The organism is Mycobacterium montefiorense (assembly GCF_003112775.1).
Lineage (GTDB): Bacteria > Actinomycetota > Actinomycetes > Mycobacteriales > Mycobacteriaceae > Mycobacterium > Mycobacterium montefiorense.
The window spans coordinates 49,701-62,037 of record NZ_BFCH01000011.1 but is presented as its reverse complement, the minus strand read 5'-3'; the positions used below and the strand labels follow the sequence as shown (position 1 = coordinate 62,037).

The 12,337-nt window shown below is 61.5% G+C and carries 12 protein-coding genes; 4 read left to right on the top strand and 8 right to left on the bottom strand.

What is annotated here, in order from left to right; genetic code table 11:
* From DB708_RS27560 to DB708_RS07875, 3 genes are all read left to right on the top strand, one after another.
* Nucleotides 1-346: MmpS family transport accessory protein (locus DB708_RS27560; protein ID WP_235616677.1), on the top strand; the 346-nt coding region annotated here is incomplete at its 5' end.
* A complete protein-coding gene (locus DB708_RS07880; RefSeq protein WP_108921401.1) occupies nt 346-978 on the top strand; it encodes a DUF2561 family protein in 633 nt (210 codons plus the stop codon). The genes DB708_RS27560 and DB708_RS07880, both read left to right, overlap by 1 nt.
* 161 nt (nt 979-1,139) lie before the next feature.
* Nucleotides 1,140-1,586, top strand: coding sequence for a DUF5994 family protein (locus DB708_RS07875; RefSeq protein WP_108921400.1), 447 nt, complete (start codon nt 1,140-1,142; stop codon nt 1,584-1,586).
* Here the strand turns inward: DB708_RS07875 and qcrB are convergent.
* Genes qcrB through ctaE form a run of 4 tightly spaced genes read right to left on the bottom strand, consistent with a single transcriptional unit; the run spans nt 1,583 to nt 5,914 of the window.
* Complete coding sequence (gene qcrB / locus DB708_RS07870; RefSeq protein ID WP_108921399.1) at nt 1,583-3,232, bottom strand: cytochrome bc1 complex cytochrome b subunit; 1,650 nt, start codon at nt 3,230-3,232, stop codon at nt 1,583-1,585. The genes DB708_RS07875 and qcrB overlap by 4 nt on opposite strands.
* Nucleotides 3,229-4,413: a cytochrome bc1 complex Rieske iron-sulfur subunit gene (gene qcrA, locus DB708_RS07865; RefSeq protein ID WP_108921398.1), complete on the bottom strand. Its 1,185-nt coding sequence runs from the start codon at nt 4,411-4,413 to the stop codon at nt 3,229-3,231. Before qcrA ends, qcrB begins: the two co-directional genes overlap by 4 nt.
* A complete protein-coding gene (gene qcrC / locus DB708_RS07860) occupies nt 4,410-5,273 on the bottom strand; it encodes a cytochrome bc1 complex diheme cytochrome c subunit (RefSeq protein ID WP_108921397.1) in 864 nt (287 codons plus the stop codon). Before qcrC ends, qcrA begins: the two co-directional genes overlap by 4 nt.
* A 29-nt stretch (nt 5,274-5,302) precedes the next feature.
* On the bottom strand, nt 5,303-5,914 hold the full coding sequence (ctaE, locus tag DB708_RS07855) for an aa3-type cytochrome oxidase subunit III (protein WP_108921396.1): 612 nt from the start codon (nt 5,912-5,914) through the stop codon (nt 5,303-5,305).
* Nucleotides 5,915-6,041: 127 nt separating this feature from the next.
* Here ctaE and trpD point away from each other — a divergent pair, with 127 nt between their 5' ends.
* The gene (gene trpD / locus DB708_RS07850) at nt 6,042-7,160 is read left to right on the top strand and encodes an anthranilate phosphoribosyltransferase (RefSeq protein WP_108921395.1); all 1,119 of its coding nucleotides are present in this window, start codon (nt 6,042-6,044) and stop codon (nt 7,158-7,160) included.
* Between the two features lie 177 nt (nt 7,161-7,337).
* Here trpD and DB708_RS07845 read toward each other — a convergent pair whose 3' ends face one another.
* From DB708_RS07845 to DB708_RS07830, 4 genes are all read right to left on the bottom strand, one after another.
* Entirely contained in the window at nt 7,338-8,552 is a 1,215-nt protein-coding gene (locus DB708_RS07845) for an MFS transporter (RefSeq protein WP_108921394.1), read from the bottom strand.
* 47 nt (nt 8,553-8,599) lie between these two features.
* Nucleotides 8,600-9,316, bottom strand: coding sequence for a class I SAM-dependent methyltransferase (locus DB708_RS07840; protein ID WP_165839762.1), 717 nt, complete (start codon nt 9,314-9,316; stop codon nt 8,600-8,602).
* A 221-nt stretch (nt 9,317-9,537) separates the two neighbouring features.
* Nucleotides 9,538-10,365 (bottom strand): alpha/beta fold hydrolase, encoded by an 828-nt coding sequence (locus tag DB708_RS07835; protein ID WP_165839761.1) that lies wholly within the window; start codon nt 10,363-10,365, stop codon nt 9,538-9,540.
* A 430-nt stretch (nt 10,366-10,795) separates the two neighbouring features.
* Nucleotides 10,796-12,211 (bottom strand): YcaO-like family protein, encoded by a 1,416-nt coding sequence (locus DB708_RS07830; protein WP_108921391.1) that lies wholly within the window; start codon nt 12,209-12,211, stop codon nt 10,796-10,798.
* Between the last annotated feature and the right edge of the window lie 126 nt (nt 12,212-12,337).

Sequence of the window (12,337 nt, the reverse complement as noted above, 5' to 3'; positions counted from 1 at the left end):
CCCCGCACCACCGCCGGGCACAACCTCGGCAACCGCGGCCCCGCCCGCGCCGCCGCCGACGACAACGCCGGCCGGTCCACGGCAGGTCACCTATTCGGTGACCGGGACCAAAGCACCGGGCGACATCATCTCGGTGACCTACGTCGACGCCTCCGGCCGGTCGCGCACGCAGCACAACGTGTACATCCCGTGGTCGATGACGGTGACGCCGATCTCGCAATCCGACGTCGGCTCCGTCCAGGCGTCCAGCCTTTTCCGGGTCAGCAGGCTCAATTGCTCGATCACCACCAGCGACGGGACGGTGCTGTCGTCGAACAACACCGACCAACCGCAGACGAGCTGCTGATGGTCAGCAGATATTCCGCGTACCGGCGCGGGTCCGATACCGTTCCGCCGGACGTCATCGATCGGCTCCTGCTGGGCACCTGCGCCGCGATCTGGTTGCTGTTGCTGGGCGTCAGTGTGGCTGCTGCCGTCGCACTGGCCGATCTGGGCGGGGGCTTGCACAGCGCGGCCAGGAACACCCACAGCACGCCGTGGGTGTTGTATGCCGTCATCATCGTGTCCGCGTTGATCATCGCCGGGGCCGTTCCGGTGCTGCTGCGAGCACGCCGAATGACCAGGGGCGAGCCGCCGGTGGTTCGGTCGACTGCTCTGCAGGGGCGCCCGCAGACCAAACAACCCGCAACGCGCACCGTCGTCGAGCGAGTCCGCCAGCAGCGGGGCCAGGCGGTCGGCTCGGCAGGGGACTGGTCCGGCGAGGCCGTGGACCGAATCTGGTTGCGCGGCACCGTTGTTTTGACGGGCGCGATGGGCATCGCGCTGATTGCCGTTGCCGCGGCGACCTATTCGATGGCCGTCGGGCACGACGGCCCATCGTGGGTCTTCTACGGGCTGGCCGGTGTGGTCACCGCGGCGATGCCTGCGGTCGAGTGGTTTTTCGTTCGGCAGCTGCGGCGCGAGGTCGCCGCCGGCTAGTTGGCTTCCGCACGGCAGGCGCGCAATTCGGCGACCCGTGGCTGTCACCGATGGGGCAGGTCGTTAGCCGTCCACCTGTCGCGTAGCGTCAAGTGGTCGACAGCGAAGGGAATGCCCGTGAATTGTGCAGCCCCGCCCATCGTGGGCCGGCGACGTCTGCGATGACCCGTCCGTCCGGCGGTCGAGGCAGAGCCGGTGCCGTCCGGCTGTCGGTAGCCAGTGAGCTTGGCCGCGTCATCGACGGCGCCTGGTGGCCACACGCAGATCGCATGACCAATGAATTGCCTGACCTGATTGCAATCCTGACTCCCATGCTGGGGGACATCACGGCCATCAACGTCAATTGGCAACCGCTGCAACGACCGCCCGACTTCAACTGGCCGGGATGGGAACAAAAGCGCCAGCACGTGATGACTATCAGCGGCGGCGACAAACAGATCAACCTGCTGATCATTCCGTATGCGACCTACAGCACGCTCGCCCTGATGGTGTTGCGTTGCGCCGCCAATCTCCCGGTTGGCGCCGCCGACCGGGATAAGCCCGCCTTTGCGACCGCGGGCTCCATCCTGCGGGCCGCTCAACAGCAGCGCGCCGCCAGCTGTAGCTAGTGCTCGCCGTTCGTGGATCCGTTGGTGCTGCCTTGACGCTCGCGCAGCGCGGTCAGGGCGCGTTGCTCAGCGGAGTGGGCTGCCTCGCGTAGCGCGGTGTCCTCGGACACCGGGTCGGCGAACAAGAAGCTGCCGCTACCCGGCGAACCGGCCGAGCCCAGCTTGTTCATCTTGTTGGGCACCGGCGCCCCCTGGTACTCCAGGGGTAGCGGGTGGCCGTGGTCATCGACCGGGCCGAGTGGCTGGTGCAGCTCGATGTAGGCACCGTGCGGCAGCCGCTTGATGATGCCGGTCTCGACACCGTGCTCGAGCAGCGCGCGGTCGCTGCGCTGCAGACCAATGCACCACCGGTAGGTGATGAAGAAGACGAACGGCGGCAGGATCACCATTCCGATGCGCCCGATCCACGTCGTCGCGTTCAACGAGATATGGAAGGTGAACGCGATGATGTCGTTCATCGCGCACAGCGTCAGCAGCATGTAGAAGGCGATCGCCATCGCACCGATCGAGGTGCGCACCGGGACATCCCGCGGCCGCTGCAGCAGGTTGTGGTGCGCATAGTCGCCGCTGAACCGCTTCTCCAGGAACGGGTAGATGATCAGCAGGATGAAGACCCCACCCATGATCAGCGCCACCCAAACCACGGCGGGAATCGTGTGGTGCCAGAAGTAGAACTCCCACGGCGGCCAGATACGCGCCAGGCCTTCCGTCCACATCATGTAGAAGTCAGGCTGCGATCCGGCCGACACCTGAGATGGCTTGTAGGGGCCCAGGTTCCAGATCGGGTTGATCTGTAGCAGGCCGCCCATCAGGCCGAGCACGCCAACGATCGCGGCGAAGAACGCGCCGGACTTGACCGCGAACACCGGCATCACGCGGACGCTGACAACGTTGTGCTCGGTGCGACCCGGGCCGGGGAACTGAGTGTGCTTCTGGAACCACACCATGGCCAGGTGCATCCCGATCAAGGCCAGGATGATGCCCGGAATCAACAGGATGTGCAGGGCGTACATCCGGGGTATCAGGATGGTGCCGGGGAAGTCACCGCCGAACAGTGCCCAGTGCAGCCAGGTTCCCATCACCGGCATTCCCAGCGTGATCGACGAGAGCGCGGCCCGCAGACCGATACCCGACAGCAGGTCGTCGGGCAGCGAGTAGCCGAAGTAGCCCTCGAACATCGACAGGATCAGCAGCAGCGAGCCGATCACCCAGTTCGCCTCGCGGGGCCGGCGGAACGCGCCGGTGAAGAAGATGCGCGCCAGGTGCACCATGATCGACGCGGAGAACATCAACGCCGCCCAGTGGTGGATCTGACGGACGAACAAACCGCCACGGATCTCGAAAGAGATGTCGAGTGCCGACTGGTAGGCCCGCGACATCTCGACGCCGCGCAGTGGTTGGTAGACGCCGTTGTAGGTGACGTCGACCATCGACGGGTCGAAGAACAGCGTCAGGTACACGCCGGTGATCAGCAGCACGAAGAAGCTGTACATCGCGATCTCGCCGAGCAGGAACGACCAGTGCGTCGGGAAGACCTTGTTGAGCTGTCTGCGCACCGCCGCCGACGGGTGATAGCGGGAGTCGACTGCCTCGCCCTGGCCGGCCAGGACGTCACCGATGTTCGGGGGACTCAGTTTCGGACTCATGTTGTCGTCCTCTCCCAGAATGCAGGACCGACGGGCTCGATGAAGTCACCGTTGGCAACCAGATACCCGTTTGAGTCGATGGTGATCGGCAGCTGCGCCAACGCACGGGCGGCCGGGCCGAAGATCGGCTTGGCGAAATGCAATGCGTCGAACTGCGATTGGTGGCAAGGGCACAGGATTCGGTACGACTGCTGTTCGTACAGCGACGACGGGCAGCCCAGGTGCGAGCAGACCTTGGTGTAGGCGAAGAACTCGCCGAAGTTGAAGCTCTCCTGGCCCTGACGTTTGACCATCCTCGGCATGTCGGTGGGCCGGATCCGGATCAGCATCACCGGGTTGCGCACGCCCATCTTGATGGTGATCAGTTTTTCGTGCGACTCGGTCGTGGTGCCGTCACCGTCGGACTCCCGCCACGGGAACACGGTCTCCATCCCCCCGGCGTCCATGTCCTCGGGGCGCATTTTGACGAACGGCGCCCCGGAGGTGGCCCCCGTCGCGCGCGCCAGATAGATCGTCTCGCCGTGGAAGCGCGGGGTCCAGCCCGATGTCCACAGCACCGCTTTGAGGCCGTCGGCGGTGGGCACAACCGGCTTCCACGGGTTCTTGATCAGGCCGCCGGCAAACGCCACCAGGGTGCCGAGACCGAACGCGCCCATGCCTAGGCCGAACGATGCCCCGATCAGCTTCCGGCGCCCGATCGTCGACGTCTGGTAGGCGTCGGTCAGGTTGGCCACGACGGTCTTGCGGTCGATGTCGCGGGACGCCCCGTCATGGCGGTCCTGAATCGAAATCTCTTCCGGGATAAACCGTTTCTGATACAGGATCGCACCGATAGCGATCGACAGAACCGACGCCCCAAAGGTCAGGCCGTATAGCGGAGTGGCCAGCGAGTACAGGAAGTTGCCGGCTTCTTCATTCGCCTTGTACTGCCACGGCCAGAACAGGAAAATCAGTAGCAGCGCCAGCCCGAAACCGCCGCCCAGCAAAAGCCACAGGGCCACGCCGCGCTCGGCGCGCTTCTCGGCCTTGGTGCCCTCGACCGGCCAGCGAGGCTCCTTGAAGACGGTCTCGACGCCGTCGATCTTGCCGCCGAGCTCGAGCAGTTCTTGGTTGGACATCGCGGCCAGTGCGGCCTGGTCCGGCTCTGGGCCTTTACCGACCCCGGTGCTTTCCGAGCTCATGCTCGCGCCCCAATCCACAGTGCCAGCCCGATGGCGGCGACCATCCCGATGATCCACATCGCCATGCCCTCGGGCGCGGGTCCGAAGCCGCCGAGGCCATAGCCGCCTTGCGAACGCTCCTCGGAGACGCCCTTGACGTAGCCGATGATGTCCTTCTTGGCCTCGAAGGACAGCTGCCGGTCGGAGAACTTCGGCATGTTCTGCGGGCCGGTCATCATCGCGGTGAGGATCTGCTGCTCATTGGCCTCGCCCAGATCGGGCGCGAACTTGCCTGACGACAGGGCACCGCCCTTACCGGTGAAGTTGTGGCACGAGGCGCAGTTCAGCCGGAACAGGTCGCCGCCGCGGCCCAGGTCGGTGCCGCGCAGCGAGTGCATCGCGAGACTGCCATCCGGGTTGCGCACCACAGTGGGGCCACCACCGTTGGCCTGGACGAATGCGCCCAGCGCATCGATCTGACCCTCGTCGAAGATCGGTTCCTTACGCGGTGCTTGCGCCTCGCCGCGCATGGCCGGCATCCGGCCGCTGGACACCTGGAAGTAGACGGCCGCCTCGCCGACGCCGACCAGGCTGGGCCCGTGGTCGGGCACACCCTGCAGGTTGGCGCCGTGGCAGGACACGCATGAGGTGTCGAACAGCTGCTTGCCGGTGCGCAGCAGCGCCGACGACGACTCGTCGGCGACGGCCACCTGGGGGGTGGGGGTCAGCACAGCGGCCAGTCCGCCGGAGATGGTCAGCGCGATCATCAACAGCAGGCCACCGGACAGCCGGCGGCGAAGACGCCGCCGCGACTGCTCTTGCTTGCGGGGCTGACTCTGCGGCTTGCGGCCGCGGGATCGGGTGAATCCCAACTTCTTCAACCGAGCACTCCTGTTCGTCTAGCGCCGGCTCAACGGATGAAATAGATCACGGTGAACAGCGCGATCCACACGATGTCGACGAAATGCCAGTAGTAGGAAACGACGATGCTGGCCGTCGCCTGGGCCGGCGTGAACTTACTCATCCCGGTGCGCGCCAGCAGGAATATGAAGGCGATCAGTCCACCGGTGACGTGCAGGCCGTGGAACCCAGTGGCCAGATAGAACACGCTGCCGTAGGCGCTGCCGTGAATGGTCGTCCCGTGGGTGGCGAGGTGGAAGTACTCGTAGGCCTGCCCGAGGACGAAGAACAGTCCCATCAGGAAGGTGATCACATACCAGCGGCGCAGGCCGAAGACGTCGCCGCGCTCGGCGGCGAACACGCCCATCTGGCAGGTGAACGACGACGCGATCAACACCAATGTCACCGGCACGGCTTGGTACAGATTCAGCTCGGTCGGCGGCGGCGGCCAGTTTCCGCCGGCCTGCGCCCGCGCTGTGAAATAGAACGCAAACAGGCCAGCAAAGAACATGAGCTCGCTCGACAGCCACACTATGGTGCCAACACTGACCATGTTGGGCCGATTCAACGAATGAACTCGCGACGTGATCGCGGTCCCCGAGGTCCCTACAGCACTCGTCACATCCGCAAGTATGACGCTTTGTAGTTGTTGAACACTACCCGGGGCGGAAATTCGCCTCCGCGCGTCGCATTCCACCGACCGGAAACGACGGTTGGGCAGCGGTTGGTCCTCGTGGGACCATCGGCGCGTGGCTCTGTCATCTGAGGTTCCTTCGCCCCGGGCGTTTTCCGCGACGTCCCCGGGCGCAAAAGCCGGGATCGCGCCGACGTGGCCGCGGCTTTTGGGCCGTTTGACCGACGGGGAGAACCTGGCGCGGGGGCAGGCCGCGTGGGCGATGGACCAGATCATGACCGGTAACGCGCGCCCGGCCCAGATCGCCGCGTTCGCCGTCGCGATGAAGATGAAGGTGCCCACCGCGGCCGAGGTCAGTGAGCTCGCCGACGTGATGCTGAGCCATGCGCGCCAGATCCCTGGTGACGCGATCGGCGACGACGCCGTCGATGTCGTCGGTACCGGCGGCGACGGCGTCAACACCGTCAACCTGTCCACGATGGCCGCGATCGTGGTGGCCGCCGCGGGGGTGCCGGTCGTCAAGCACGGCAACCGGGCCGCGTCCTCGCTGTCCGGTGGCGCCGACACGCTCGAGGCCCTCGGTGTGCGCATCGATCTGGGACCCGACCAGGTCGCGCGCAGTCTCGCCGAAGTCGGGATCGGGTTCTGCTTCGCGCCGGTGTTCCATCCGTCCTACCGGCACGCGTCAGCGGTGCGCCGCGAGATCGGGATACCGACGGTCTTCAATCTGCTTGGGCCACTTACGAACCCGGCTCGGCCGCGAGCCGGGTTGATCGGCTGCGCGTTCGCGAACCTCGCCGAGGTGATGGCCGGGGTGTTCGCGGCGCGGCGCGCCAGCGTGCTGGTCGTGCACGGCGACGACGGCCTGGACGAATTGACCACGACCACCACGAGCACGATCTGGCGGGTGCAAGCGGGCACGGTCGACAAGCTGACCCTTGATCCTGCGGGATTCGGGTTCGCCCGCGCCGATCTCGACGAACTGGTGGGCGGTGACGCTGCGGCTAACGCTGAGGAGGTGCGGGCCGTGCTGGGCGGTGCCAAGGGCGCGGTCCGCGATGCCGTCGTGCTCAACGCCGCCGGTGCGATCGTCGCGCATGCGGGCCTATCCAGTCGCGCCGAATGGCTGCCGGCGTGGGAGGACGGGCTGGAGCGCGCCGGTGCCGCCATCGACTCCGGGGCGGCCGAGCAGCTGCTCGCGCGTTGGGTGCGATTCGGCCAGCAGGTCGCCTAGGCATCTGGGAGTCAAGCGCAACTTGGTGTTTCGGAAGCCGTCTCGGCGAGAGCGTCCATCGGGGATCACCAGCAGAATGAACCTAATCAGGCGGTCGCTGAGCGTCTGATCGTCCGAGGTGTGCTGCGGCTCTACCTCGAACTCGATGGGCGCTTGCGCTGGCCGCGAACGCACTGCTTACTGCAGAGAGTGCGCAATTTCGTCTCGGCCCAACCGAGCCGCAACATGCACGATGACCGAAAGGACGGCGGGTGTCACCGCCGCGATGACGAACACCCCGGCAACACCCATCAGCTGCGCCGCCGGAACGGCTAACGCGTATGAGGCCGGCATCATCACCAGTCCGACGAAGAAGTTGAGACTGGATGCCCGACCCAGCATTTCCGGCGGCATTCGCCGCTGCAACAGCGTGCCCCAGATCACCTGAGCGGCCTGACCGGTAGCGCCGACCACCACACTGGACGCCACAATGATCCAGATCGAGTGGGTCTGCCCCACCACGATGAGCGGTAACGAACCCAACCCCCACATGGCCAGCATCACCGTCAGGTAGCGCCGCGCGAGAAACAGCGAGGACACCGTGATCGCCCCGACCGCCCCGGCGATGCCGAAGATCGCCAGCACCATAGCCTGGGTGCCAGGACCACCGCCCAGGTCGCGAAGTATGAAGGGCACCAGCACCTCAATGGGTCCGATCACGACCAACACGTAACCATTGGCGAAAAGCAGGGTGGCGAAGAACCAGCTGGTGCGCACCATGTAGCGCGCGCCTTCCAGCAGGTCCGCCACCGCCGTTCCGCGATTTTCACCATCGAGAATCGGCTTCGAGGAACCGGTGCGCATCAACGACAGCATCAGCACCGCGACGACCATCAACACGCCTTGTGTCAGGAAGGCGCTGCCGGTCGACCAGAGCTTCACTACGAAAGCACCAAGCGCTGGCCCGGCGGCGAGCTGTAGCCCCGGTCGTAATACGCCCCCAGTCCCATTGGCCGATAACAGGTCCTCGGCTGGGAGCAGCGATGGCAGCAGGGCTGTGTACGAAGGGAAGTACATGCCTTCGGCGATCCCAAGGATCAGACCGGCCAACCCAAAGTGCCAGATCTGGACCCGATCGGTCACCGTTAGCCAGCCGAGCACCAGTAGTAGAATCGCTTGCGCCACAAGCGAAACCCGCATCACCCACAGCCGGGGCAGCCGATCGGCAGCGACACCGGCCGGCAGCAGTGTGGCCAAAAGCCCAAGACCGCACACGGTCATCACGAGGGAGACCTGCGCCGGCCCACCTCCCATGGCGATGATCTGCCAGAACAGCGCCACCGTCGACATCCCGGCGCCCAGCAGTGTAACCGCGAGCCCCACAGTCAGCAGCAGATAGTCACGGTGCCGCAATGGGCGCAGTACCCTAGGCAGACGTATCCCTTGATTGTCGACGGTTGTCACGTAGCACCGCGACCCAGTTGGTAAAATTGAAAAATTCCTGCTGAGCGGGGTTCTACACCAATTTGGCTTTCAATCTGCAAATTAGCTGCGTGAGCCGCCGAGGAAACGTCCAGCAGCAGCGGAGTGTGGCCGAACATAAATATACGGCCCCTCGGAGACACGAGGTTCGATAGCTGGATAAATAGGTCACCGGCAATCGTCCTAGGCATTACTTCCGCGTTAAGAAATCTCAGAATAAGCAAATCGATACTACCGTTCGCGATAGGGGCATTGCCAGCATCGGCAACGAATACACGTGGAATTTTCTCCGCAGCACGCTGCGTCATCGCAAACGATCGATCTGACCCAATGAAATTACAGTTAGGGAAGTATCGACTAAGCGAGCCCAGGTAGGTACCTGTCGAGCAGGCCGGATCATAAATAACCGAACCCGGAACGAGGAACTTCTCGGCTAGATTAAAACCATGCTCGCGCAAATGCAGTTCATCGGCGTCTAAACCGTTTATAAGAGTAAGATTTTCGTCCCATTCGCCCGAAGGGCTAACGTATTCGTTTCCGGCATTGTCGAGGAGCGGATAAGGAAAAATAATCTCGGTCGCGAGAGGATCTGCGCCCCTAAATATATTCAAGCGTTCCGCTTTATGGGCTGCGCGATAGTGGAAAGTGACACCACAGTTGTCAACCTGACTTCCAAGGTATATTCCAGCGATCATATGGGGAGCTAGAATGCTAGAAATCCTATAGCCTCTCGAATCGTGAGTGAGTATCTTCCTTCCCAACCACGTTTCATCTCGATGACGAAGCAGGAAATATTGATTTAGACACGCAGGGGTGGACTCAAGCCACGAACATACCTTACCGGCCGCACCGAACCCGGTAGTATGCACTTGGTTATACGTGTCGACCTCGATTTGACGCGAATTCGAATGAGCGATCATAAACAGTCCATTGTTAAACGGACATATTCAGTGCTGTCAAATACAGCGGAAGTCAGTTTCGGGTTTAAGACCGAATGTCCCGCCAAAACCCAGGTCAATTTGATGGTCCGCGCCATGTTCAGTGCGATAGCACTCTCGCGGCACGCGCTATCATTCAACCCCTGTGCTACATGGATCTGCATAGCAGTAGGTATCGATTTAATGAGCGGAATAACTCCGTCAACTGGTAAAAAAAAGTCGTGGGCCACGTAATGTGCTTCGATCGACAGCGATTCGCCCATTCCTGGTTCTACAACGATGGTATCGGGTGCGTAGGGCAATCCGCTGACCGCGCCATCAAGTGCGATCCAGCGTCGGATGGCACCACGGTGGTCTGGGTGAGTACGGTCCCGGAATCTGGATAAATAAGCAGCTGCCACCCGATTCCGCTCATTCTCGGCGATGTTGGCCACTACATCTTTCCATGCGGCGAAGGGCACCTGGGGATGCGGACGCCCTATTGCTAGGTCGCATCTACGACCGAGATAGACTCCACTCAGTATTAGCGCGTGACCAGAACTACCGTATCGAGATGCCCATGCCAAGGCAATCGTTGTCCCCCACGAAAAGCCTAAGACAACCCAACTTCGTACCCGCAGATGTAGGCGAAGCCGTTCAAGGTCATCAACCAGATCGTCGAAAGTATTGTGGCTGTACTGACCGCGAGGAGTCGAGTTGCCACATCCACGCTGGTCGTATTGAATTACACGCCATCGCGTTAAGTCGACCAGATTGCGATGTCGAGGCCCACTACGCCCTCCCGGACCTCCATGCACGATTACCATAGTTGGTCCGTCGCCGATTCCGCTATCCCACCATCTAATCCTATGCTGATTACCGACATCTAGCCAACCGGAACTACGACTGACGGCGCACAACACATCTAGATTACTCATTTTTTAGCCCATCAAATCGCGGGTACGAACCCTTCGATCTTGGTGCTGTTACGACGGCGTTCACGCCACACCTAAACATTACCATTAGCTACGGATACACATTTACCAATATCGCAGGGATGTTCATAGCGGTAGTACGGTCTGACAAATTTGATCGTCATGTGTAGAACGCTGTCAGTATCTGCTAAATGGAGCGTTCTTGAGGTGTGAGGGGCTTCCGCGCCCCTTGGGCACTCCACATCTGTAATTTCGCTTGAATCCGAATATTCTCGCCGGGTGCTGGCGGTCCACCAAACCGACTCCAGGCTAAAGCCGAAAATCACGAACGTAACCGACGCCCTGGACAATTAAAGGACTTTCTTAACCGATTGGCTCGTTGACCAGGAATTGTGACGTGACCGTTGGTTACCAGGTGGAACCTTTCCAAGCCTGGGCACTGCACTTGGACAATGGTGGTGCCATGATGCAGTGTTGCCAGTCGCCGAATAAGGATGTCGTGACCGGCGGCGGCGATGCGCTTGGTTACTTGATGACGCTGTGCTTTTATGGCTCGGGGATCTTCTCGCGCCGAGAATCGGCGCGCAGTGCTCGGCAGGTCGACGACACTCTCAGGGATTTGCATACGTGCGCACGCCAGTAACTGGGGGTGACCACGAAAGATTTGGCTAAGATCAATCGGTGGTGTTTCTTGAGCTGCTAAAGGCGCTAGAAGAACCGCCTGTACGACCTCGGTGACCGCACGTTCCAATGCATGATCGGCTGAAATCGACACCCCAAGTCCGTAGTGAGGACTGTTGAGATCAGATTCTCCAGATACCGTCGCAAGAACTGCAGGTACCTCTATATCTGTTGTGATATCAAATAAATCGATAGCCTTTCCGATCGTTTTCTCGGCACGAGTCAACAACTTGACACTTGACGGGCTCAGAATCTGACGGCTAATGCGCCGTGGCGGGGTAGTGGAATCGTAAATACTGGTAAGTAGAAACACCGAAAGTGCGTCCCGCTCGACCCACTCGTTTAGTGCATGCAGTACTGCCTCATCTTCGCTGGCGCCGATCGCGCAACCAGTATTCACTGAATATGATTTGATTCGCGAGTAATCGACCCCGTCTCCAATACTTTGACGCCACAGATCGGCCGCTACCGATGTGAACCACGGTGCCCAAAGAAATATTGTAACACTGATCGCACTGCCACCGTGTATGTGGGCGAAGCAGTATTTCAAGCACGCGATCGGAGTATCGGCAGCGATCCCCGCTGCCAGTTCAATGATAGCCGGGTCATGAGCGAGTGGCCCAGCAGCCAATTTGGAGACGTCAATGGTATGAGTGTCTAGATGTCCCGTAAGAATCGGCCCAGAATATACATGTTCCAGCGCTTCGAATATCGCACCGATTCTCGAATTCAAAGGCATTCCTTTACCTGCGCCGCGCCCATCTTGTACCTTTCGGCCAGATCTATCGGTGAGCACTGCAGTTGCAGCAGAAAGCGCATCGTTTAGCGCACCGCCTACCTCAACTCTCCATCCCAGCTCCGCAAGCTCCAAATCTATTCGATGTTGCGCTTCGGACAGGGATAATTCCCGCTCGTATGGCTGGCAAAGAGGTCCGAACAGAGGTGCCTTCTTTCTTTGCAGTGCCTTCTTCGATGGATTTCCGCGAGGACCAGTATCGCGCTGAAAATATGTGAAATCTGACAAACTCGATCGTATCTGTAGAACGCTATCAGGCATCTACTAAATGGAGCGTTCTTGAGGTGTGAGGGATCAACGCAGCCCCCGGTATTCAAATCTGCAGTGTTGGTCCGATGCGAATTGACCCGGTCGCCGGGCCACAATTGTGGTTGATTACGGCCCGGC

What these genes read in the sequence shown, in the direction of transcription:
- qcrB (WP_108921399.1), bottom strand. Translation starts at nt 3,232, where the DNA reads ATGAGTCCGAAACTGAGTCCCCCGAACATCGGTGACGTCCTGGCCGGC.
- DB708_RS07880 (WP_108921401.1), top strand. Translation starts at nt 346, where the DNA reads ATGGTCAGCAGATATTCCGCGTACCGGCGCGGGTCCGATACCGTTCCG.
- DB708_RS07835 (WP_165839761.1), bottom strand. Translation starts at nt 10,365, where the DNA reads ATGGTAATCGTGCATGGAGGTCCGGGAGGGCGTAGTGGGCCTCGACAT.
- DB708_RS07875 (WP_108921400.1), top strand. Translation starts at nt 1,140, where the DNA reads ATGACCCGTCCGTCCGGCGGTCGAGGCAGAGCCGGTGCCGTCCGGCTG.
- DB708_RS07830 (WP_108921391.1), bottom strand. Translation starts at nt 12,211, where the DNA reads ATGCCTGATAGCGTTCTACAGATACGATCGAGTTTGTCAGATTTCACA.
- DB708_RS07840 (WP_165839762.1), bottom strand. Translation starts at nt 9,316, where the DNA reads ATGATCGCTGGAATATACCTTGGAAGTCAGGTTGACAACTGTGGTGTC.
- qcrA (WP_108921398.1), bottom strand. Translation starts at nt 4,413, where the DNA reads ATGAGCTCGGAAAGCACCGGGGTCGGTAAAGGCCCAGAGCCGGACCAG.